This is a genomic window from Bradyrhizobium macuxiense, assembly GCF_007993935.1.
GTDB classification, from domain to species: domain Bacteria; phylum Pseudomonadota; class Alphaproteobacteria; order Rhizobiales; family Xanthobacteraceae; genus Bradyrhizobium; species Bradyrhizobium macuxiense_A.
This window is the reverse complement of record NZ_VITY01000001.1, coordinates 1-24,089: the sequence shown is the minus strand read 5'-3', so window position 1 is coordinate 24,089 and position 24,089 is coordinate 1. Positions and strand designations below refer to the sequence as shown.

The 24,089-nt window shown below is 64.8% G+C and carries 15 protein-coding genes; 9 read left to right on the top strand and 6 right to left on the bottom strand.

Going from position 1 to position 24,089, the window contains the following annotated elements; genetic code table 11:
- Positions 1–61: 61 nt before the first annotated feature.
- Positions 62–1,792, top strand: coding sequence for a caspase family protein (locus FBZ93_RS00075; protein ID WP_146983959.1), 1,731 nt, complete (start codon positions 62–64; stop codon positions 1,790–1,792).
- Between the two features lie 492 nt (positions 1,793–2,284).
- Positions 2,285–8,491, top strand: a complete 6,207-nt coding sequence (locus tag FBZ93_RS00070) for an AIDA repeat-containing protein (RefSeq protein ID WP_146983958.1) — start codon at positions 2,285–2,287, stop codon at positions 8,489–8,491.
- A gap of 104 nt (positions 8,492–8,595) precedes the next feature.
- Here FBZ93_RS00070 and FBZ93_RS00065 read toward each other — a convergent pair whose 3' ends face one another.
- The 3 genes from FBZ93_RS00065 to FBZ93_RS00055 form a co-directional block, all read right to left on the bottom strand.
- On the bottom strand, positions 8,596–9,822 hold the full coding sequence (locus FBZ93_RS00065) for a GGDEF domain-containing protein (protein WP_146983957.1): 1,227 nt from the start codon (positions 9,820–9,822) through the stop codon (positions 8,596–8,598).
- Between the two features lie 106 nt (positions 9,823–9,928).
- Entirely contained in the window at positions 9,929–11,482 is a 1,554-nt protein-coding gene (locus FBZ93_RS00060) for an AMP-binding protein (protein ID WP_146983956.1), read from the bottom strand.
- A gap of 40 nt (positions 11,483–11,522) precedes the next feature.
- Positions 11,523–13,259: an extracellular solute-binding protein gene (locus tag FBZ93_RS00055; RefSeq protein ID WP_146984683.1), complete on the bottom strand. Its 1,737-nt coding sequence runs from the start codon at positions 13,257–13,259 to the stop codon at positions 11,523–11,525.
- A gap of 383 nt (positions 13,260–13,642) precedes the next feature.
- Between FBZ93_RS00055 and FBZ93_RS00050 the strand changes: the two genes are divergently transcribed.
- Both FBZ93_RS00050 and FBZ93_RS00045 read left to right on the top strand, forming a co-directional pair.
- The gene (locus FBZ93_RS00050; protein ID WP_146983955.1) at positions 13,643–14,479 is read left to right on the top strand and encodes an invasion associated locus B family protein; all 837 of its coding nucleotides are present in this window, start codon (positions 13,643–13,645) and stop codon (positions 14,477–14,479) included.
- Positions 14,480–14,812: 333 nt separating this feature from the next.
- Positions 14,813–16,099 carry an MFS transporter gene (locus tag FBZ93_RS00045; protein WP_208763939.1) on the top strand — a complete coding sequence of 429 codons (1,287 nt, stop codon included), beginning with the start codon at positions 14,813–14,815 and terminating at the stop codon, positions 16,097–16,099.
- Between the two features lie 16 nt (positions 16,100–16,115).
- Here the strand turns inward: FBZ93_RS00045 and hspQ are convergent, their stop codons facing one another.
- Positions 16,116–16,448: a heat shock protein HspQ gene (gene hspQ, locus FBZ93_RS00040; protein ID WP_050406639.1), complete on the bottom strand. Its 333-nt coding sequence runs from the start codon at positions 16,446–16,448 to the stop codon at positions 16,116–16,118.
- 121 nt (positions 16,449–16,569) lie between these two features.
- Between hspQ and FBZ93_RS00035 the strand changes: the two genes are divergently transcribed.
- Positions 16,570–17,523 carry an AEC family transporter gene (locus FBZ93_RS00035; RefSeq protein WP_146983954.1) on the top strand — a complete coding sequence of 318 codons (954 nt, stop codon included), beginning with the start codon at positions 16,570–16,572 and terminating at the stop codon, positions 17,521–17,523.
- 8 nt (positions 17,524–17,531) lie between these two features.
- Here FBZ93_RS00035 and FBZ93_RS00030 read toward each other — a convergent pair whose 3' ends face one another.
- Positions 17,532–18,716 (bottom strand): UbiH/UbiF family hydroxylase, encoded by a 1,185-nt coding sequence (locus FBZ93_RS00030; RefSeq protein WP_146983953.1) that lies wholly within the window; start codon positions 18,714–18,716, stop codon positions 17,532–17,534.
- 133 nt (positions 18,717–18,849) lie between these two features.
- On the opposite strand from FBZ93_RS00030, the gene pcsA reads away from it, so the two are divergent.
- From pcsA to FBZ93_RS00015, 3 genes are all read left to right on the top strand, one after another.
- On the top strand, positions 18,850–19,578 hold the full coding sequence (gene pcsA / locus FBZ93_RS00025; RefSeq protein WP_146983952.1) for a phosphatidylcholine synthase: 729 nt from the start codon (positions 18,850–18,852) through the stop codon (positions 19,576–19,578).
- On the top strand, positions 19,575–20,294 hold the full coding sequence (locus tag FBZ93_RS00020) for a TerC family protein (RefSeq protein WP_146983951.1): 720 nt from the start codon (positions 19,575–19,577) through the stop codon (positions 20,292–20,294). The genes pcsA and FBZ93_RS00020 overlap by 4 nt, the downstream gene beginning before the upstream one ends.
- Positions 20,295–20,388: 94 nt before the next feature.
- Entirely contained in the window at positions 20,389–21,363 is a 975-nt protein-coding gene (locus FBZ93_RS00015) for a quinone oxidoreductase family protein (RefSeq protein ID WP_146983950.1), read from the top strand.
- Between the two features lie 104 nt (positions 21,364–21,467).
- Here FBZ93_RS00015 and FBZ93_RS00010 read toward each other — a convergent pair whose 3' ends face one another.
- The gene (locus FBZ93_RS00010) at positions 21,468–22,664 is read right to left on the bottom strand and encodes an acetylornithine transaminase (RefSeq protein ID WP_146983949.1); all 1,197 of its coding nucleotides are present in this window, start codon (positions 22,662–22,664) and stop codon (positions 21,468–21,470) included.
- A gap of 325 nt (positions 22,665–22,989) precedes the next feature.
- Here FBZ93_RS00010 and FBZ93_RS00005 point away from each other — a divergent pair, with 325 nt between their 5' ends.
- Entirely contained in the window at positions 22,990–23,925 is a 936-nt protein-coding gene (locus FBZ93_RS00005; protein ID WP_246667317.1) for a hypothetical protein, read from the top strand.
- The last annotated feature ends 164 nt before the right edge of the window (positions 23,926–24,089 follow it).

The following is a 24,089-nucleotide window of genomic DNA, read 5'->3' as shown; positions in this document are numbered from 1 at the left end:
TTTGCCGGTAAGTTTGGCAGCGGAAATCGGGTTCAGCCGCCTAGGCTGTAAGCAAGCCACCATGCATAAGTTACATTGCCGCTTGCTTTTGATCGGGCTTTGTTTCGCGCTGACCGTCCTGCCGATGAAAGCCTTCGCTGGTACGCGCCTGGCGCTGGTGCTTGGCAACAGCAAGTATCGGGCCGTTCCCGCCCTCGGCAATCCCGCCAATGACGCAGCCGATCTTGCGACGGCTTTGCGCGGCATGGGCTTCAACGTGATCGAAGCGCGCGACGGGACCCGCGAGGCCATGGCCAACGCAGTACGCGATTTTTCCGCGCGGTTGGGCGGAGCCGACGTTGCGTTGTTCTTCTACGCAGGTCACGGTCTGCAGATGAACGGTGAAAACTATCTGGTCCCGGTCGACGCGAAAATCGAAACGCCGGCCGATGTGCGCTTCAACACCGTGAACCTGTCCGACATCCAGCAGGAGATGGAGGGGACGGGACGCGCCAACATCATCATCCTCGATGCCTGCCGCAACAATCCGTTTCTCGAGAAGCTCGCGCGCGGTAGCCGCGCGGCGCCCAGCCGTGGGCTCGGCCGCGTCGACGCCAGCGGGCAGGGGTCGCTGATCGTCTATTCGACGCAGCCGAACAACGTTGCGCTCGACGGTGCCGGGCGAAATTCTCCATTCACCGCGGCGCTCCTGAAGCATATCGCGACACCCGGCATCGAAGTGCGCCAGATGCTGTCGAGGGTTCGCGGCGACGTGCTCGCGGCAACCGATCAGAAGCAGACGCCCTGGGACAGTTCGTCTCTGGTCGGCGACGTCTATCTGGCGGCTCCGCCGTCTCCGGCCGCCACGGCCTCGCCAGCCTCGGCTCCCGCGCAACCGGCTCCTTCAGCCTTATCGGCGGCAGGCGACGTGGCGCATGTGACCGCTGGCGCGGTGCAGGTGACGCCACAAGCCGACGCGCAGCGCGTCACACCCCAGGCGCCGCCGCTTGCCGCCGGCGGCCCCGACAGCGAATGCGAGCGCGCGGCCGCGCCTGCGCCGCCGTTCGCCAGTCCTGAACAGCTGAAGATCGACAACACGCACGATTTTGCGGCCGCGGTCCCGATCTGCGAAGCGGCGGTGCGCGCCAATCCCGATCAGCCACGTCTCGAATTCCTGCTCGGCCTTGCCTATGGCGGAACGAAAAACTACCTGGCGGCGCAACGCTATCTGACCAAAGCTGCTGACGCCGGTTACGCGCCGGCGCAAGGCAAGCTCGGGGTCTATTTTGCGACGGGGCGCGGGGTCGTCAAAGACATGCCGCGGGCATTCGAGCTGTTCAGCAAGGCGGCCGCAGCGGGAGAGCCGGGCGCGATCAGCAATCTCGGCGCGATGTATTCCAACGGCAATTTCGTCAAGAAGGACGAGGCGAGAGCGCTCGAGCTCTATCAGAAGGCAATCGAGGCGGGTAATCCTTTCGCCCTCGCCCAGACCGGCTTGATGTACTTCTACGGCAAGGGAACGCCCCGCGACTACGCGACGGCTGCGCAATATTTTCAGCAGGCGGCCGATCTCAACGACGGATTTTCTCTCAAATACCTTGCCGTCATGCAGGAGCGGGGATTACTCGGCGCGCCCGATGCCGCCAAGGCGGCCGAGCTGCGGCGCAGGGCTGTCCAGGTCGATCCGGGCAGCCAGGACCCGAACGTGCCAAAGCAGCTGAATACAAGCGGGCCGCGACGCGCGTCCGGCGGCCATCACGTGCGCCGGATCTACTACTACCGCTTCGTCGGCTGCAGATGGGCTTGGTGCTGAATGGCGAAACGGCCTGTCGCTTCCCGGATGCGTCGACCGCGTCGTTGCCCGGACCAGCCCGGCCATGACGGTTCAGAAACATCAGTTCATCTTCAGAAACATTTCTTCGCGCAGGTGGATTCGACTGAGAGTGAACCGAAGATCCGAGGCGGGCGCGACGGTTCCACAATGTGAACAACAGGCGAGAAACGTTGAACTTTAGGCCAACCGGGTCTTGACGGCTTTTCGACGAATCGTAAGCTGATCGTGTTTTTAATTCAGACCGGCTTTTATATTTTGGATGACGTAGCAACTTGAATCTGGTTCGCGTCCCGCCAGCATTTCAACTGCTCTCCAAAACTCAGAGATCGAGAGCTCGAGCCAAGTGAATTGGCGAGGGCTTGCAGGCGTTTGATTCCGTTGTCCGCAGGGCATCGGCGACGGTCGGCTGCGGGGTCGAATTGCCGGCAGGCGTATTGGATTTCGTTGGAATCATTTTTCGGGGAGGGGTCTATGGGTGTGAACGTTGCCAGCGGAACCAGCGGTTTTGTGTCCGATATGGAGACCAACAACACGGTCCAGGACGGCGGCACGCTCTACGTGCTGAATGGCGGATACATCAGCAACACCCTCGATGTTGGCACCGTCATTGTTTCCTCGGGCGGCACCGATTTCGCCGACACCGTCTCCAACGATTCAAATGGCGCCGCGCAGCTAGAAGTTTACGGCAGCGCGATCAGCGCCGTGATCAGCGGCGGCAACATGGTCGCCATATCCGGTGGAACCGCGATTGACACCACGATCAGTGGCGGCCGGCTGTCCGTTGACAGTGGTTCAGTTGCGAGCAACACCACGGCCAGGAACGGTTGGCTGACCCTTTTCAACGGGACCGCAATCAACAATATCGTCAGTGGCGGTGGAGTGGAAATCTATGGCGGCACCACGACCAACACGACGCTCGTGAGCGGAAATCAATACATCTCAACCGAATACGACGGATACTTTGAAGGCAGCGCAGTCGCGTCCAATACCACGGTGACGGGAAGCGGCTCTGAACAGTATGTAGGATTTCTTGGGGCCGGCTCTGCGGTCAGCACCATCGTCGCGGGCGGTACGCAGTACATAGGCTATGCCGTCTTCGGATCCGCGGCGACTGGTGTCGCAAGCAATACCACCATCACCAGCGGTGGAATCCAGTATATTGCACCGTACGGCTACATTGAAACCGGCACCGCTATCAACACGACGGTCACCGGCAGCGGCAGTATCCAATACGTCGGCAGTGGCCAATACTGTGGAAGCGCAACGGCGATCTCCACCACGTTGATCGCGGGCGGTGAACAGATCGTGTGGGGCGGCGGCGTGTACAGCCCCATCGCCAGCAACACGGTGATTAGCTCCGGCGGAGCCGAAATCGTTTCGTCCGGCGGCATCGCCAGGACCACGGTGATCAGCGCCGGCGGCACCGAGACCGTTATGGCGGGCGGCATCGCCAGCAGCACAGTGATCAGTTCCGGTGGCACCGAAGTGGTTTCGTCCGGCGGGACTGCGAGCGGCATCACCGTCAATAGCGGCGGCACATTGATTATCGTTGCCGGCGCCAGCGTCACGGGCGTGACCAGCAATGGCGGCACGGTCGTGATCGAAAGCGCCCCCGTGACCGTAAGCAGCGGATCGTCCTACACCGTCTCGAGCGGCCAAAGCGACACCGGCGACATCGTGCTCAATGGCGGTTCGATGTTCGTTGCCTCCGGCGGGTCGGCCGTCAGCACCACCGTCAGCAGCGGTGGGCTTCTGACCATCAGCAACGGCGGCAGCGACACGGGCACGACCGTCTCGTCCGGCGGTACCGAAACGGTTGCGGGCAGCGATACGAATGCCCTCGTTGCAAGCGGCGCGACGATGTATGTCAGCGGCGGCGGCAGGGCCAGCGGAACGCTTGTGTCCGGGGGAACGCTCGACGTGCTGGCTGGCGGGTTCGCCACCGGCGCGACGGTTTCGGCAGGCGGCACGCTCAACGTGACGGGGACCACGTCCAATACAGTCCTGGTGTTGAGCGGTGGCGTCGAGAACGTTTCGTCCGGTGGCGTCATTCAGGGCACCATCAGCGGCACGACCGGCACCGGAACGTCCGTGGCAGCCGGCGCGACGCTCAACGTGCTGGCCGGAGGTTCGGCCAGCATGATCAACGTGTCCGGCACGCTCAATGTGCAGGGCAAGATCACCAGCAATGTCACTATCCAGAGCGGTGGCCATGAAATCGTCTCTGCGGGTGGTTCGGTCACCGGCGTCACCGGTTCGGGGACCGCAATTTCCGGACTGGTCGACGTTCTCTCCGGAGCGTCCTTCGAATATGCGACCATCTTCAGCGGCGGCGACCTGAATGTCTCGTCCGGCGCCACGGTTGACCATATCTCCGTCTCGAACGGCGGCATCTTCAATGTCGGCGGCACGGTTCTGAGCAACGTCGCGGTCCTTGCCGGCGGCGTCGAGAACGTGCTCTCGGGAGGCGTGGTGACCGGCGTGACCGGCTCCGGAACCGGGATTTCGGGCGGCACGGTCAACGTGTCGTCGGGAGGTGCGATCGATCACACGACCGTCAGCAGTGGCGGCGTATTGAACATTCTGTCCGGCGCGACTGCGCACCATGTTGCCGTCTCCAGCGGCGGCATGTTCAACGTGGCCGGCGCGGCAGCCAGCAACGTGACGGTGTTTGCCGGAGGTACTGAGGTTGTATCTTCGGGCGGCTCCACAGGGCCTGTCACGATCTCCGGCGGTACGGTCGAACTGCAGGCGGGAAGCGTCGCGAGCGGCGGCATCACCTTCAGCGGCTCCGGCGGTCAGCTCAAGATCGACGCCACGTCGATGCCGACCACGACCATCAGCAGCCTGGTGCTGGGCGACAGCATCGATCTGGCCGGCGTCACTTTCTCGTCCGGCGGGTCGGTGACCTTGCTCCCGGGCAATGTCCTGCAGGTCACGGAGGGCGGGACCTCCTACGATCTGCAGCTCGATCAGACGCCCGGCGTGCGGTTCGGCGTCAGCGCGGATTCCGGCACCGGCACGCTGGTCACGACGCGTGCCGATGTCGCGCCGGTCACGACGGCGGCCAATGTGACTGCAGTGCTCGGTGAGATCTCTGTGCTGGCCTCCGCCCTGTTCGGCTTTACGGATGCCGATGGCGATGCCATCACCCAATTTGCGTTCTGGGACACGCAAGGCAACGGACACTGGGCGATCAACGGCGTCGCCCAGCAGACCAACGCGGAGATCGATGTTCCCGCGGCGAACCTGTCGCAGGTGAGCTACGTGTTCGGTCCGAGCGGTTCGACCGATACGCTGTTCGTGCGGGCCAATGACGGCACGGCCTGGGGCAGCTGGACTCAATTCACGGCAACGGGATTCGTTGACACTCCGCCGACCGTGAACGCAATCAACGTGACTGCGGTGCATGGCCAGACGTCGGTTGCGGCATCCAGCCTGTTCACGGTGAGCGATCCGGATCACGACTCGATGACCGAGTACGCGCTCTGGGACACCGGCGGCAGCGGCCACTGGGTTGTGAATGGCGTCGCCCAGGCCGCCAACACCGAGATCGACATTACCGCGGCGCAGCTGTCGCAGGTGAGCTACGTGTTCGGTCCGGTCGGGTCGACGCCTGATACGTTGTACATCAGGGCGAACGACGGAACATTGTGGGGCGGCTGGACCGCGCTCACGGCAACTCCAGGGCCCGATCGGGCTCCGGTCGTGACGGCAGCAAACCTCGTAGGACAGCACCTGCAGCTGTCGGTTCCGGCTACGAGTATCTTCTCGGCGACGGATCCCGACGGCGATCCAATCACACAATATGCTTTGTGGGATGCCGGCGGCAACGGTCACTGGGTGGTCAATGGTGTCGCCCAAGCGGCCAACACCGAGATCGATGTCTCGGCGGCGAACCTGTCGCAGGTGAGCTACGTGTTCGGTCCGAGCGGCTCGGCGCCCGACATGCTGTACGTGCGGGCAAGCGACGGGATGTTGTGGGGAGGCTGGACCGCATTCTCGACAATGTCGGGAGGCGACACCGCTCCGGTCGTGACGGCCCCGAACGTGACCGCGACGCACGGGGAGGTGTCGGCCCTTGCCTCCAGCCTGTTCTCGGTCACCGATGCCGACAACGATACGATGACCCAGTATGCGTTCTGGGACACCGGAGGCAACGGCCACTGGGTGGTGAATGGTGTCGCCCAGGCCGCCAACACCGAGATCGACGTCGCGGCGGCGAACCTGTCGCAGGTGAGCTACGTGTTCGGTCCCGGCGGCTCAATGCCCGATACGCTCTACGTGCGGGCGAACGACGGACAGTTGTGGAGTAGCTGGACTGCGTTCACGGCGACTCCGGGGATCGATGATCCGCCGGTCGTGGCGGCGCCGAACGTGACCGCCAATCACGGGGAGTTCTCGGCTCTCGCCTCGAGCCTGTTCTCGGTGACGGATCCCGAGAGCGATCCGATCACCCAGTACGCGTTCTGGGACACCGGCGGCAACGGCCACTGGGTGGTCAATGGCGTCGCTCAGGCGGCCAATGTCGAGATCGACGTCGCGGCGGCGAACCTGTCGCAGGTGAGCTATGTGTTCGGCCCCGGCGGCTCGGCGTCCGATACGCTTTACGTGCGGGCGAAGGACGCCGGATCGCCGTGGAGCACCTGGACTGCATTCACGGCATCGCCGGGCCCCGATACCGCCCCGGTGGTGACGGCGCCGAACGTGACCGCCAATCACGGACAGTTCTCGGCGCTCGCCTCGAGCCTGTTCTCGGTGACGGATGCCGACAACGATACGATGACCCAGTACGCGTTCTGGGACACCGGCGGCAATGGTCACTGGGTGGTGAATGGTGTCGCCCAGGCCGCCAATGTCGAGATCGATGTCTCGGCAGCAAACCTGTCGCAGGTCAGCTACGTGTTCGGGCCCGGCGGGTCGACACCGGATACGCTCTATGTGCGGGCCAATGACGGCAGCCGGTGGAGCACCTGGACCGCGTTCACGGCAGCGCCGGGGGTCGATACGGCCCCGGTGGTGACGGCAGCGAACGTGACCGCCAACCACGGCCAGTTCTCGGCACTCGCCTCGAGCCTGTTCTCGGTCTCAGATGCCGAGAGCGATCCGATCACCCAGTACGCGTTCTGGGACACCGGCGGCAACGGCCATTGGGTGGTGAATGGCGTCGCCCAGGCCGCCAATGTCGAGATCGATGTCTCCGCGGCGAACCTGTCGCAGGTCAGCTACGTGTTCGGTCCCGGCGGTTCGACACCGGATACGCTCTACGTGCGGGCCAACGACGGATCGAAGTGGAGCGCCTGGGCTGCGTTCACGGCAGCATCAGGGGTCGATACGGCTCCGGTGGTCACGGCAGCGAACGTCGCCGCCAATCACGGCCAGTTCTCGGTGCTCGCCTCGAGCCTGTTCTCGGTCAGCGATGCCGACAACGATGCGATCACCCAGTACGCGTTCTGGGACACCGGCGGCAACGGCCATTGGGTGGTCAATGGCGTCGCCCAGGCCGCCAATGTCGAGATCGATGTCTCGGCGGCGAACCTGTCGCAGGTCAGCTACGTGTTCGGTCCCGGCGGCTCGCCGTCGGACACGCTTTACGTGCGCGCCAACGACGGATCGAAGTGGAGCAGCTGGACCGCGTTCACGGCAACTCCGGGACCCGACCATGCTCCGGTCGTGACGGCGGCGAATGTCAGCGGAATTCACGACCATTCGATCGCAGCGACCGGCCTGTTCTCGGTCACCGACGCCGACAGCGATACGATGACCCAGTACGCGTTCTGGGACACCGGCGGCAACGGCCACTTCGTGGTCAACGGCGTCGTCCAGGCCGCCGACACTGAGATCGATGTTTCGGCGGCGAACCTGTCACAGGTCAGCTACGTGTTCGGTCCCGGCGGCTCGCCGTCGGATACGCTCTACGTGCGGGCCAACGATGGCAGCGAGTGGAGCAGCTGGACGGCCTTCACGGCCACCGCGACGAACCAGGCGCCGACGGTAGCAGTCGCAAACGTATTGACGGTCTCGGGGCAGACCTTTGCTGCCGCGAACCTTGTCACGGCGACGGACGCGGACGGCGATCCCATCACGAAATATGCGTTGTGGGATTCCAACACGAACGGGCGTTGGACCGTCGGTGGATTGAATCAGCCGGCGAATACCGAGATCGACGTCACCGCGGCGCAGCTCTCCCAGGCGACCTATCAGGCCGGCTCGGGTACCGACCAATTGTGGATCCGGGCGTATGATGGCATCGCGTGGGGGGCGTGGCAGTCCTTCAACGTAACGGGGGAGAGCCCGAGCAGCGCCAGCATCGCAGCGGGCGCTACCTTGGAATTGCCCGGGGCTTCGAACGCTGCCGTGTCGTTCCAGGGTTCGACGGGAACGCTGAAGCTCGACAATTCCGCGAGCTTTAGCGGCACCGTCGCCGGGATGACGGATTCGGACGCGATCGATTTCGCGAACATCGGTTTCGCGAACGTTCAAACCCCGAGCTTCAGCGGCAACACATCGGGTGGAACGCTCACGGTGACGGACGGCACCGTCACGGCGAGCATTGCGCTGCTGGGCAACTACATGACCTCGACATTCACGACGTCGAGCGATGGCCATGGCGGTACCCTGGTTGTCGATCCGCCGGCGACGCAGGTCAGCCAGCTGGCGCAACCGCAGCACGCGTGAGGGCGCGAAGGATAGGCATGCGGAGCCGCCACGATGAGTAGTGGCTCCGCCTGTCGGCGATGCCCATGCAGCTATCGCAACAACAGATAGGCGCTAAGGCGCTGCTACGACGCCGCGCGCTCCGGCGCCGCGAACAGGCGTCCCAGCAGGGACATCGCGGAATCACTCGGCAGCAGCGTGGCGACGCTGACGGCGGGCTCGGCCCTGACGTCGCGGCGGCCGTTCTGGGTGTGGCGCATCACGCTCGCCAATCGCCGCGTGATCGCCTGCGCGTTGCGCAGGTCGGTGCCGGCGAACGCCACGATCAGCGAGCGGTCGTCATACACGGCGCCGAAATCGGCCTGGCGCATCAGCCGGCTGATGATCCGCGCACCATCGAATTGCGCGCGCGGTTGCGCGTTGTCGAAGGTGAAGCGGGCCACCGAGAGCGCGCCGCCGCCCTCGGCGGTGTGGTAGACGGCGGTCGCGAAGTCGCGCTCGAACGCGGCCTTGGTGAGCAGGCCGGTGCGGGGATCGATCAGGCCCTTGGCGTCGATCGCCTTGAGCATGCGCCCGAGCCGCGCCTCGAAGGCATGCTGGCGGATCATCGGCAATGCCATGTCGGCAACACGGGTCGGCCCGGCGGTGACGATCTCGAGATTGGGCAGCTCGTAGCGCGGCGCCAAATCGCCGGATGCGACGATCACGGGCAACGGACGGAAGCGAACATCCTCGGTCAGCACCGTCAGGAACGCATCCATCACGCGCGGCGTGAATCCCTCGGCCAGCACGATGCCGTCGATGTCGCGGTTGGAGAGATGTTTGGCGGCCGCCTCGATGCTGAGCGCGCCAACCACGCCAGCGCGTTCGCCGAGCGCGACCGACAGCGCCGGGTAGGCGCCGCCACGGCCGATCAGCAGCGCCGTGGCCTCTCCGACCGGATCGATATCGGACATTGCGATCGGCGCCGGAGGCACCAGGCGGCGCATCACGGTCGCATGCAGCGCGCGAATGCGTAAGGACGCGTTGAGCCGGGCCACCAGGCGATCCGGCACGCCCTTGTGCTGGAAGAACGCGATCACGGTGTCGGGCAGGGTGGTCGCGGGATCGACCGCGATCAGCGGCAGATAGGGCGCGCGGGCGGCGGCGCGCTTGGCCAGGCCCGACAGGGTGATGAAGTCGACGCCCTCGGCGGCCGCGATGATCGCCGCCGGCTTGACCTGCTCGATGGCGCGCCCGACCTCGTTCCAGTCGGAGACGACGACCGGAAACAGCTTGGTCTCATCGAGGACCGCGGCGAACGGCGGCTTTGCCGACGCCGAGACGATGAGGACCGGACCTTGTTGAGACATTCGAACGCTCGAAACCAATGCTTAAGAACAGCAACGGCTGCGATGCTAGTTGGCATGGCTTAATCATGCGTCAACACAATGCTAAGACTAACACAATGATAAGATTTTACGGCATTCCGGTGCCGTTACGGTCGCGAAATGCCTCGACCATCAACGGGTTAAGCCCAAGTTCTGTCAGGGCGTCGCGGGCCCGCGCGTTGTCCTGCGCCCGTCCGGCGAGCCGGTGGCCGCTGAGGCGGTCCGGCAATGCCGTCAACAGCGCGCCCTGGCCGAGCCGGCGCGACCATTCCTGCAGCTCCTGGGCAAGGAAGCGGTAGCCGCCGACCGTCATGACCCCCGATGGCGGGGCGGTGATGTTGACGGCGCCGGTTACGCGGTCGAGCCGGGCGGCATATTCGGTGTCGACGTAATCGCGCGGCGGCGGCGCGATCAGGCTGTCGCCCGGAGGCGGCGGCGGCGCGTAGGCCGCGACCGGCACCATGGGGCCACGCAGGCCAAGCGTGCCCTTCGGGGTCAGCAGGATCTCGCCGGCGATCGATGCGCCCGGCGCTTCGCGCGGTGCGCTGTGCGGACCGGGCTTGATCGGCGCCGGCGACCCGTCCTCGGCAGTGCGGCGGGCGCCGAACAGCCCGGCCTCGCCGAACAGGTAGACGTCGGTCATGGTCACCCGCCGCGAGGTCCAGTGCGCACTGGAGGCAACCTGTTCCGGCGTCCGCCAGAGGCCGATCACATTGCGCAGGGTGGGCAGCCGCTCCGAGAGGCCTTGCTCGTCGAGCCGCAGTGCGAGCTGCGCCGGCGCGATCAACGTATCGCAGGCGTGATCGTTGAACTGGGCTTCGAACGTCTCCTCGTCGAACGGGTGATGCATGACGAGCGTTCCGCCCGACAGCAACCAGGTCACCAGCGACGCGCAGATGCCGGCAAACGACATCGGCGCGAACGCCGACATGATGGTCGCGCCTTGCGGCAGGTCGCTCTCCAACGACATCGCGAGCCCGCCGGCGATCAGGCCGAAATGCGCGCGGGGCACCGGACGGAAACCGTCGCTGGTGACGTCGAAGGAGATCAGCGCCGGCTTGCGGCCGTCCTCGATCATGCGGCGCGTGGTCCGGGAGTCCTGCAGGATCGCTTCGTCGAGCGAGGACATGCCTTCGGGCAGATCGGCGCCGAAGCCGCAGACATGCCGGATCGAGAAGGCTTCCGCCGCGGCGTTCATGGCGATGTCGGCGTAGGAGACGCCGTCGATCTTGCTGCAAGTGACGATCGCACGTGCCGCGGTGCGGTTGAGGACGGATGTCAGCTCGGCTTGCCGCCACAGCAGCGGCATCGGCACCACGACGAGGCCGACCCGATGCGCGGCGAGCACCGTCAGCGCGAACTCGACCGTTGAGGGCAGCTGAACCGCGATCACCGTATTGGCCGGCAATCCGATCTCGACGAAATGGGCTGCAATTGCGGTGATGGCGCGGTCGGCCTGCGCGTAGGTCAGGCGCTTGCGGGTCTGACCGGTGATGCGCTGCTTGTTGAGCGGATCGACCAGCGCCAGCGCCTCGGGTTGCCGCGCCAGGGTGCGCTTGAACAGCGTGTCGAGCGTGGGCGAGGTGATCGACTGGTTCACAGGTTCAACGTCGGTTGCATCGCTTCGATCGGACCAGGTCATGCCGCGTCGGTCTGCATCACCTGGAAAATTACGTGGCAGATCACTTTGATTGCGCGCCGGGCTTCTGCCACCAAGTTTCCGGCAGGTAGCCCGTCAACGCCGTGGTCGAAGGCCGTTCTATCCGATTCCACCGCGCGATCCATTGCTCTCCCAAGTTAAATAGGGGGATAGCGTAGAAGCCCGAGGTCAGGGCCCGGTCCAGCGCCCGCACCGCCGAGACGAAGGCCGGCCGCTCCCGCGCCGTCAGCAGCGCGGCAATCATGGCGTCGATGGCCGGATCCTTGGCGCCCATGTAGTTGCGGGTGCCCGGTACGTCGGCCGCCTGGCTGCCCCAGTAGAACCACTGCTCGTTGCCGGGCGACAGCGACTGGTCCCAGCGAATGGGGATCATGTCGAAATCATAGGCGACCCTGCGCTGCTCGAACTGCACCGCGTCGACTACCCGCACCGCGGAGTCGATGCCGGCGCGCTTCAGGTCGCGCTGGTAGGCGAGGGCGATCCGCTCATGCTCGCGTGTCGTCACCAGGATCTCGATCCGGAGCGGCGTTCCCGTCGAGCGCTGCTTCAGCACCGTGCCGTCGAGCGCGTAGCCCGCCTCGGACAGCAGCGCGAGCGCGTCGCGAAGGATGGTGCGGTCGCGGCCTGACCCGTCGGTGACGGGGAGGCGATAGCGGCCTTCGAGAATATCGGGCGGGATATGCGACAGGTACGGCTTCAGCAGTTCGCGCTCGCGATCATCGGCCGGGCGGCCATAGGCGGACAGCTCCGATCCGGCGAAATAGCCGCCGGAGCGCGAATACAGCCCGAAATAGTAATTGCGGTTGATCCATTCGAAATCGAACAGCATCAGCAGGGCCTGCCGCACCCTGACGTCGGCAAATTTCGGCCGGCGGGTGTTGAACACCAGGAATTCAGACGGTTGCGGGGTGCCGATCTTGATGGCCTCGCGGATCACCTCGCCGTTTCTTGCTGCGGGGAAATCGTAGCCATCGTGCCAGCGCAGCGGTTCGGGCTCGGTCCTGAAGTCATAGAGACCGCGCTTGAACGCCTCGAACTGGCCGTTGGCGTCGCGGTAGTAGTCGAGCCTGATCTCGTCAAAATTCCAGAGGCCGCGGTTCACCCGCAGGTCGCGGCCCCAGTAATCGGGATTGCGGGTGAAGGTCACGCTGGTGCCGGGCTTGACCGCCGTCACGCGATACGGGCCGGAGCCGATCGGCGGCGCCAATGTGGTCTCCTCGAATCTGGCGACGTCGGTGGCGTGGCGCGGCAGGATCGGCATCAGGCCGAGGATCATCGGCAACTCGCGATCCGCAACGCCGCCAAAGTCGAACCGCACCGTCAGCGGGTCGAGCACCTCGGTCTTTGCGACCTTCGAATAATACTGGTGATGCAGCGGACGGCCGTGATCGCGTAGCAATTCGAGCGAGAACACCACGTCGTCGGCCGTGACCTCGTGCCCGTCGGAGAAGCGCGCCCGGGGATCGATATGGAATGTCACATAACTTCTGGCGTCGTCGGTCTCGACGCTGCGGGCGAGCAGGCCATAGAGCGTGAAGGGTTCGTCATTGTTCCGCACCAGCAGGCTTTCGTAGACGTAGCCGCGCTCATAGGCGTAGCCCCGGAGCTGCTGCACGGCGAGGCCACGGACAATCAGGGGGTTGAGGCTGTCGAAGGTGCCTTCGCGTGGGCTCAGGACCAGGCGGCCGCCCTTGGGAGCGTCGGGATTGGCATAGGGCAAATGGGTGAAATCGGCAGGCAGCGCGGGCGCGCCGTGCATCGCGATCGCGTGGCTCTCGGCGGCCAAAGCCGGGACAGGCGCGCCCGTCAGCAGCGCCGGGACGAATAGCAAGCCGAGCCAGATGGCGGCCAATGCGGCGCGCCAACCGTGCCCGGGAACACGTGCGTGAGGCGCCGGATTTGATTCGCGAAACGTCACGGCCGAGGTTTATCACAGGCCGCCGAAACTCGTCGTCACATAGGCGCAAATGCGCTTGTCGGCATTGATCTTTCCGCGCGCCGCTGTATTGAAGGCGTGCAATTCGAAGGCGGGAACGCCTGTCACGTATCCGCCTCAATTGACTAGGAGACAGCCGCCCAAACGGCTATGTGTCGGCGCCTGCAGCGGTTTCGGGCGCTGCCGTTCAGAAAGGGTTTTCCGCAATGAATTTCCGTATCTTGGCCGCCCCGGTCCGGCCGCATGGGCGAATTGTTGCCCTGATGGCGGCGACGGCATTCTCTGCAGCGCTCCTGGTTCCTGCCGCTCAGGCCCAGCAGCCGGCAGCGCCGGCGCCCGCGGCACCGAAGGCTGCGCCCAAGGCGGCACCCAAGGCAGCTCCGAAGGCAGCGCCGGCTCCGGCCCAGGCACCAGCGGCCCAAGCACCGGCCGCAGGTCAGCCGCCCGCTGCCGCCGCCCAGCAGCCGCCCCAGGATCAGCAGATCCAGCTCATCTACGCCCCCTGGACCAAGTTCTGTCTGAAGGGTCAGGAAGCCAACGCCAAGCAGGTTTGCTTCACCGGCAAGGACGGCCGCATCGAGTCCGGCCAGCCCGTCATCGCCGCCGTGATCATCGAGCCGGAAGGCGAGCCGAAGAAGATCCTGCGCGTCACGCTGCCGCTCGGCATGCAGCTCGTGCACGGCACCCGTATCATCGTCGACAACAACCCGCCGCAGCAGGCGCCCTATGTGATCTGCTTCCAGAACGGCTGCATGTCCGACTATGAGGCAACCCCCGAGCTGATCGCCAACATGAAGAAGGGCCAGAACCTCGTTGTTCAGGCGATCAATTCGAACGGCGCGCCGCTGACGCTGCCGCTGCCGCTCAACACCGAATTCGCCAAGGCCTTCGACGGCCCGCCGACCGATCCGAAGGTGTTCGAGGAAAACTCGAAGAAGCTGCAGGAAGAGTTGCAGAAGCGCGCCGAAGAGCAGCGCAAGAAGCTGGAAGGCGCGGGCGCTGCTGGTGCGACGCCGGCTCCGGCCAACCCGGCGGCCAAGTAAACTTTCGATCAAGCGTTCACGACATCGCGAGATCATCGCAAATCAAAGGCGCCCCGAAAGGGCGCCTTTTTTGTCATGCGATACGGACTGGCTGGTGGCAGCCTGCCGCGCTGGTGATCGTGCACATCGTGTGCGATGGTTTGTCAGGGCACATCGATCGCGCCAAGCCGCATCGTCGTTTCCTTGTCCGGATAAAGTCCGGCGCCGAAGCACAATCATAAATCCGAACCGGGAGGCCAGACGAAAGCGCGCAATGCGCGCTGTCGATGCGCAAATGCGCGCGTGGTTCTCTCGCGGACCCTGGCCGCCGTTCGCTGTCATGGAAGTCGCCGAATGTCGCAGCAAGTCAACACGCAGCGGCGGGAACCGCTCCCCCGGCCCAACAACGAGGACTTGCAGCAGCCGACCGGCCGCGCTTCGGCCGGTGCGGGCGGGCGCGTCGACCAGGACAACGTCCCCGGCGCCTTTCATCCGGGCATCGTCCATCTCGCGCTGGCGATGGGCGGCTTTGCGATCGGCATCGCCGAATTCGCAACCATGAGCCTGCTGCCGTTCTTTGCCCACGACTTGCATGTCAGCGAGCCCCAGGCCGGTCACGCGATCAGCGCCTACGCGCTCGGCGTCGTGGTGGGCGCGCCCGTCATCGCCGTGCTGTCGGCGCGCATGACGCGGCGGAATCTGCTGATTGCGCTGATGGGCTTCTTCGCGCTGATGAACGGCCTCTCGGGGCTCGCGCCCGACTATCACACCATGCTGGCGCTGCGCTTCCTCGCCGGGCTGCCGCATGGCGCCTATTTCGGCATCGCCATGCTGGTCGCGGCCTCGCTGGTGCCGATGGATAAACGCACGGCGGCGGTCGGCCGCGTCCTGCTCGGCCTCACCATTGCGACGACGATCGGCGTGCCGCTCGCCAACGGGGTGGGGCAGGCGATCGGCTGGCGCTGGGCCTTTGCGATCGTTGCCGGCCTGGCGCTGCTCACCGCCATCCTGGTCCTGATCTTCGCGCCGCGGGACGTCGCCAATAGCAATGCGAGCCCGCTCCGCGAACTGTCGGCGCTCGGGCGCAAGCATGTCTGGCTGACGCTGGCGATCGGTGCGATCGGCTTCGGCGGGTTGTTCTCGGTCTACACCTATCTCGCATCGACCATGCTGGCGGTGACGCACACCTCGCCGGCGCTAGTGCCGGTCACGCTATGCGTGTTCGGGGCCGGCCTCACCGCCGGTAACATCATCGTGCCGCGCTTTGCCGACCGCGCGCTGATGGCGACCGCAGGCGGCCTCTTGCTGTGGTCGGCCGCGACGCTGGCGCTGTATCCGCTGGCGGCGGTGAATTTCTGGACGCTGAGCGCCGACGTGTTCCTGATCGGGCTCGGCGGAGCGCTCGCCACCGTGCTGCAGACCCGGCTGATGGATGTCGCGGGCGAGGCGCAGAGTCTCGCTGCAGCGCTCAACCATTCCGCCTTCAACGTCGCCAATGCGCTGGGGCCGTGGCTCGGTGGAATGGCGGTCGCGGCCGGCTACGGCTGGACGTCGACCGGGCTCGTCGGCGCCGGACTGGCGCTGGCGGGGTTCGTGGTCTGGGCGATTGCGGTGGTGTTGGCCAGGCGCGAGGGCGTGTGAGCGCCCGCGCCAAATGTCAGTTCAGCGAAGGATTGCGCGGACGGTAGCCGCCCGACTTGTCCTTGATGAAGATCTCCGCGACCTGCGAGTGCCGGATCGGTTCGCCGGAATCATCGGGCAACAGGTTCTGCTCCGAGACATAGGCGACGTACTCGGTCTCCGAGTTTTCCGCGAGCAGGTGATAGAACGGCTGGTCCTTGTGCGGCCGCATGTCCTCGGGGATCGACAGCCACCATTCCTCGGTGTTGTTGAACTCCGGGTCGATATCAAAAATCACGCCCCGGAAGGAGAACACCCGGTGACGGACGATCTGCCCGATCTGAAACTTGGCGGTGCGCGCTTTGATCATGGTTCGTCGATAGACCAACATTGTGGCCGATGCTAGGGGCTAAGCTTCGAATTAACCCCCGGTTTACCGATTCCAGGCCTGCAAAAACGCCCCGAAAACCGGCCGAGAAACTACATTCAGAATGATCGATATCCTCAATCTGGCGTTGCCGTATTTCGGCTTGATCTTCATCGGTTATGCGTGCGGAAAAGCCAAGGGTTTGCCCGAGAGCGGGCTCGCCTGGATGAATTTCTTCCTGCTTTACGTTTCGTTGCCGGCGTTGCTGTTCGGGATCATGTCCAAGACGCCGTTTGCGGAGCTGAACAACCCGCCATTCCTGATCGCGACCACGCTCGGAACCGTGATCGCGTTCTTCCTGGCGATGGTCGCGGGCAAGCTGATGGGCCGCCTCTCGCTGCGCGAGGCGACGCTCGCCGGCCTGTCCGGTGCCTACGGCAACATCGGCTATATGGGCCCGGGCCTCGCGCTCGCCGTGCTCGGAGCCAAGGCGGCGGCGCCGACCGCGCTGATCTTTTGCTGCGACAGCATCTTCCTGTTCTCGATCGTGCCGCTCCTGATCGAGCTCACCGACCGCGACCATCCCTCGCTGCTGCACGCGCTCGGCGTGGTGCTGCGCCAGATCGTGCAGAACCCGCTGATCATGTCGGCGGTGTTCGGCGCGCTGGTCGCCGCGTTTCACATCCCGCTGCCGACAGCGCTCGACCGCACCATCCAGTTCCTGCAGAACGCCGCAGCACCGATGGCGCTGTTCGCGCTCGGCGTCACCGTGGCGCTGCGGCCGTTCGAGCGGGTGCCGTGGGAGGTGCCGGGCGTGGTTGCGATCAAGCTCCTGATCCATCCGCTGCTGGCATTCGGACTGATGCTGCTGTTCGGCCCGTTCGCGCAGCCTTGGGCCGCGACCGCGGTGCTGATGGCCTCGCTGCCGCCGGCGCTCAACGTGTTCGTGATCGCGCGCCAGAACGACACCTGGATCGAGCCGGCGTCGGTTGCCGTGCTGATCGGCACCTTCGCCTCGGTGGTCACGCTGACCAGCGTGATGTGGTTCATCCAGAGCGGACGGCTGGTGTTTCCTTAAGACGAAAATCAGCGCCGCCATGACGGCGCGAGCCCCTCGCGCATCGCCAGCCGCCGCAGCGGGCCGACGGCGCCGAGCAGATGCAGACCGGCGGCGCGCGCGGTCTGCACGCCGAGGAAATCGCTCAGCAGCGAGCGGTTGGCGATGTCGATCGCCCAGGTCCGGCTGGCCACATCCGGACGCCGCGCCGCCTGGTAGCGCGCCAGCACGTTCGGCGCGCCGGGATCCTCGCCGCGGCCGATCGCCTGGCCCGTGATCTCGGCGATATCGGCGGCATCGCGCAGCCCCATGTTGAGGCCCTGCGCGCCGATCGGCGGCAGCACATGGGCGGATTCCCCGACCAGCGCGATCCGGTCCCTGGCGAATTGCCGGGGCCGTTCGATGGCGAGCGGAAACACGTGGCGGCCGCCCTGCACCTCGACGCGGCCGAGAATCGAATGCGACTGCCGCTCCGCCGCGTCAGACAGTTCAGCGTCGCCGAGCGCCATCAGCCGCTCGGCCTCCTTGGGTGCCGAGACCCAGACCACGCTGCTGCGATTGCCGGCGAGCGGCACGAACACGCAGGGGCCGTGCTCGGTGTGAAACTCGGTCGAGATATTCCGGTGCGGCCTGGTGTGGGTGATGTTGAAGGTGAGGGCGGACTGTCCGAGCGCGCGGCTCGTCACCTCGATGCCGGCAGCCTCGCGCGACAATGAATTGCGTCCGTCGGCGCCGACCACAAGCCGGGCCCTGAGCGACTGGCCCTGCCGCGTCACAACGGTGACCCCTGCATCATCCGGCTGCACCGAGGCGGCCTCGTCGTCGAACCGCGTCAGCGCTGATATCTCGCCGGCGCGGTCCTCGAGCGCTGCGACCAGCGCGCGATTGTCGATATTGAAGCCGAACTGCTCGCGGCCGATCTCGTCGGAATTGAACCGCACCTCCGGTGCGCGGATCAGGCGGCCGGTGTCGTCGACGAGGCGCATGGTCTTGAGCGCGGCAGCCTTGTCGCTGCAGCGCCGCCAGACGTCGAGCCGCTCCAGGATGTCGGTCGAGGCGCCGAGCAGCGCGGTGGTGCGGTTGTCGGCATAGGGCGCGCGGCGCGCCAGGAGCGCGGTCCGGGCGCCGGCCTCAGTGAGGGCAATCGCAGCCGTCAATCCGGCCGGGCCGCCGCCTATTACGATAACGTCATAATCCTGCGAGCTGTCGGTCATATCAGGACATTTGACATGCTTGGCCCGATTTTCAAGCCATCGGTAACCACCAAGAGTTTCCAGCGCCTTGCGCGGCGGAACGCCGCAAGACTGCATATGCAAAGCTGGCCGATTCCTGATAGCACTTCGGCCGATGGAGCACTCGAGCCAGCCGGATGCGTTGCCAGAACGGATGCGGACCGCCGCATTCTCCGTTCATATTTTCACGGCACTCGGCGCCGGGGTGGCGCTGCTGGCGATGCTGGAGGCCGTGCGGGAGCACTGGGCCAACATGTTCGCCTGGCTCGGGGTCGCGCTGATCATCGACGGGATCGACGGCCCGCTGGCGCGCCGGCTCGACGTGGTGCGGCTGCAGCCGAACTGGTCGGGCGAGGTGCTCGACCTGGTGGTTGATTTCGTCACCTATGTGTTCGTGCCGGCCTATGCGATCACCGCGAGCGGCATGCTGCTGCCGCTGGCCGCGCCGATCCTCGGCATCGGCATCGTGGTCTCCAGCGCGCTGTATTTCGCCGATCGTCGCATGAAGGCCGACGACAACCATTTCCGCGGCTTCCCGGCGCTGTGGAATGCGGCGGCGTTCTATTTGTTCCTGCTGCATCTGCCGCCGGTGCTGTCGACCATCGTGGTCGCGCTCCTGATCGTGCTGACCTTCGCGCCGTTCCATGTGCTGCACCCGTTCCGGGTGGTGCGACTGCGCTGGTTGACGCTGTGGCTGCTCGGCGCCTGGGCACTGCTCGGCGCCTACACCCTCGCCAACGATTTCGTGGTCGGGGCCCCGATCACCTTCGGTCTCTGCGCCATTGCCGTCTACATCGTCGGCAGCGATACCGTGATCCGCCGGATGAAAGCCTTCAGAGCATGATGCAATTGATCACCAGCCCGGAAGCCTGGGCTGCGCTGTTGACCCTGACTGCGCTCGAGATCGTGCTCGGCATCGACAACGTGATCTTCCTCTCGGTGATCGTGTCGCGGATCCCACCGGCGCAGGCCAACCGCGCGCGGCAGATCGGCCTGCTGCTGGCGTTGGTGTTCCGCATCCTGTTGCTGTCGATCCTGGTCTGGTTGATCGGGCTGACGCAGCCGGTGATCACCATCACGGACGTCGCGCTGTCCTGGCGCGACATCATCCTGATCGGCGGCGGCCTGTTCCTGATCGCCAAGGCGACCCACGAAATTCACGGCGAGGTCGAGGCGCGCGAGGGGGAGGCCGACGACAAGCCGAGCGCCAGTGCGTTCTTCTGGGTGATCGTGCAGATCATCGTCATCGACCTGGTGTTCTCGCTGGACTCGATCATCACCGCGATCGGCATGGCGCAGGACATCGAGATCATGATCGCAGCGGTCGTGATCGCCTGCGCGATCATGTACCTCTCGTCCGGACCGGTGGCGCGGTTCGTCGCGGAGCATCCGACCACCAAGATGCTGGCGCTTGCCTTCCTGGTGCTGATCGGCGTGGCGCTGGTCGCCGACGGATTCAAATTCCACATCCCGCGCGGCTACATCTATTTCGCGATTGCGTTCTCGGCAGCGGTCGAGGCGTTCAACGTCATGGCCAAGCGCAACCGCAAGAGGGCGTAGGGGGGCGCCAGGCCAGTTCCGGCCCCGCTTGGTTGACAAGGCGGCGCCGATGGCATTCGCTCGCTTGACGCTGATATCTGAGGGGAGCGACGACATGACCAAGGCTGTGCGCGTGCACAAGGTTGGGGGCCCGGAGGTCCTGACCTATGAGGACGTCGAGGTGGGCGCACCCGGGAACGGTGAGGTCCGCATCCGCCAGCATGCGGTCGGGCTGAACTTCATCGACGTCTATTTCCGCACCGGCCTCTACAAGGCGCCCGGCCTGCCGTTCATCGCCGGCAACGAGGCCGCGGGCGAGGTTTTGGCGGTCGGTCCGGGGGTGACGAATTTCCATCCCGGCGATCGCGTCGCCTACTACTACAACCTCGGCGGTTACGCCTCCGAGCGCGTCATCCCGGCCGACAAACTTGTAAAACTGCCCGACCACATCACTTATGAGCAGGGCGCCGTGCTGATGCTCAAGGGGCTCACGGTCTGGTACCTGCTGCACAAGACCTTCAAGGTCGAGCAGGGCCATCGGGTGCTGATCCACGCCGCGGCCGGCGGCATCGGACTGCTGGCCTGCCAGTGGGCGCGGGCGCTCGGCGCGCATGTCATCGGCACCGTCGGCTCGAAGGCGAAGGCCGATCTCGCGCTCGCCAATGGCTGCGATCATGTCATCCTCTACAACGAGGAGAACTTCGTCGAACGCGTCAAGCAGATCAGCCGCGGCGAGCTCTGCGACGTGGTCTATGATGGCGTCGGCAAGACCACATTTCCCGGATCATTGTCCTGCCTGCGGCCACGCGGCCTGTTCGTCTCGTTCGGCAATGCCTCAGGTCCGGTACCGCCGTTCCCGCTCGCCGAGCTCAACAACCACGGCTCGCTGTTCGCGACGCGGCCCAAGCTCAACGACTATGTCGGCACCCGCAAGGAATTGCTCGAAGGCGCCGACACGCTGTTCGCGGCCGTGATCAACGGCAAGCTGCACGTCCCGATCAACCACGCCTATGCGCTGAAGGATGCGGCGAAGGCGCATGTCGACCTGGAAAGCCGGGCGACCACCGGCGCGGCGATTTTAAGGCCGTAGTTCTCCACGTCATTGCGAGGAGCGAAGCGACGAAGCAATCCATCTATCCCCGAGCGGGGACGTGGATTGCTTCGCTGCGCTCGCAATGACGGACGTGCCGGTCGTTACGCCACCCTTCTTGCTGCACCGACTTTCGTCAGCACGGTATCCAGACAGTCGATCATCAAGGAAATCTCCTCCCGTGTGACATTGAGCGCCGGCATGAAGCGCAGCGTGTCCGGCTGCGGCGAGTTGACCAGCACACCGGCGGCGAATGCCTCGGCGACGACGGCGGCGCCGATCGGCATCTTGAGGTCGAGCGCGAGCAGCAGGCCGCGGCCCCTGATCTCGCCGAGCCCGTGCCGCGCCGACAGCCGTTGCAATTCGCGCTCGAGCAGCAGCCCGGTGTCGACAACCGACTTCAGGAAATCGGGCTGGCTGATCTGATCGAGCACGACAAGCCCGGCGGCGCACATCAGCGGATTGCCGTTGAAGGTGCCACCCTGATCGCCGTGATCGAAGCAGGAGGCATGCTCGGTCGCGAGCAGCGCTGCGAGCGGCACGCCGCCGCCGATGCCCTTGCCGAGCGTCATGATGTCGGGCTCGATCCCGGCATGCTCGTAGCCGAACAATTTTCCGGTCCGGCCCATGCCGGTCTGGATCTCGTCGACGATCAGCAGCAGGCCGCGCTGCTGGGTCAGCGCCCGCAACTCTTGCAAGAATGCGTCGCTCGCAGGCCACACGCCGGCCTCACCCTGGATCTGCTCCAGCATGACCGCGACCGTCGACGAATTGATCAACTGCCGCACCGACACGATGTCGTTCAGCCTGGCTTTGCGGAAGCCCGAGACCTTCGGCTCGAACAACGGCTCGAATGCCCTCTTGCCCGAGGCCGACATGGTCGCGAGCGTGCGGCCGTGAAAGCCGCCCTCGAAGGTGATGATCTCGTGCGCGCCATTCTTGTACTTGGCGCCGAATTTCCGCGCGAGCTTGATTGCGCCTTCATTGGCCTCCGCGCCGGAATTGGCGAAGAACACCTGGTCGAAGCAGCTGTTGTCGACCAGTGCTTTCGCCAGTTTCAGGCTCTGCTCGTTGTAGAAGGCCGGGCTCGGCGTCAGCAGCCGCCGGGCCTGCGCGGCCAGCGCGTCGGCCACGATGACCGGCGAGTGACCGAGCGGATTGACGGCCCAGCCCTGCACGAAATCGAGATAACGGTTGCGGTTGGCGTCCCACAGATAGGAGCCGGCGCCGCGCACGAACACGACCTCGGGGCGGGCGGTGATGTCCATCAGCGCGTCGAACGGATGGGCGGCGTTGGTCATATCGATCTCCTCTGGGGTCGGTGTGGGGATTGGGGAAAGGCCGAAAAGCAAGAAGGCCGCGCTTTGCGGGCGCGGCCTTCTCGAAAACCTTGGCTGATGTCAGCTAATCAGCGATGGCGTCGGACACGGCGCAGCCCAGCATCGTCGCGGGTGCGACGACGGCAGATGGCGCGGCGGTGGGTCCGGTTCAGCTTCATGGCGCAGGGCCATACCGCCGAAAGGGCGGCGGTGTCAAGCATGAGTGTTCGACGACAGTGGGTGACCCCTAGTTTGCCAATGATCGCCGATGCGGTATTCCGAGTTAAGCAATATCGGGAGCAAGCCGTTGGCTGCATCGATCCGATTCCAAGACGTCTGCGCGATCCCAGCTCTGCCTGGCCTTGCGCTCATTAGGATCTCCATTGCGAACGATGGCTCGCTGCTGTTTCTTTTCGCCGAGAAGGCTGCGACCAAGCATCTGTTTGAAACGTATCAGCAAGGCATTGGCATATTTTCGCGTACGCGAACACAAATGCCGGTGCGACTTCACCTCGTGAGGATGACTTCAGAGAAGTCGCAGGTGGTCGAGCTTCCCGGGCTGGATTTGACAGCTCCATTTGTCGACGTGTTTACCGATGGGCGAATTCTCATCGCGGGGCCGAGGTGTGAGTGGCGCGGCGAAAACGACTTCGATCTGAACGGCGCCATTATCCAACCGAGCACCGGGAAGGTAGCTCGGATGCTGCTGGGGGACGGCATAAGTGCCGTGCAGGTCGACGATCTCGGTCGCATTTGGGTCGGTTATCTCGACGAAGGAGTATTCGGCAATTTTGGTTGGGGATTTCGAGTTGGGCCGAAGCCAATCGGCGCAGCTGGGCTCGTTTGCTTCTCCGATATTGGCGAGAAGGTGTGGGAGTTTCCAACGGAAAGCTCTTACTCGATTGCGGATTGTTACGCGCTGAACGTGTCCGGGGCCGACGCCACAGCCTTCTTTTACACAGAGTTTCCGATCTGTAGGATCCGCGGCCGCTTTGAGCTAACTTTCCACAAGACAAGTCTAGCTGGGTGCCACACGCTTGCCGTGTCCGAGACGGAGGCTCTTTTCTCAGGTCAATACCGTGATGCGCCAGACACCGCCTATCTAGGCAAACTCTCTCCAGAGCGGCTATCAGATGTCAGGCGGCTGCGCATGTTGATGCCGGACGGATCAGCTCGATCCGGCGGCCACTTGTTGGCGCGCGGGAAGTCGCTTTATCAGTCGTCCGTGAAGAATGCGGATTGACCTGAAAAATAAGCAAAAATTGTGTTGAGAAAGTATTCGATTTTGCAGGAAAGCGGTGTGTGGGACCTCGCTTTCCTGCGTTTTGGGATTTCGTTTTTGGGCGGTTCGTGATTCCCTGACGGCGTCGTCGACATTGGGGAATGCGATGAGCAAACCGCGGGATG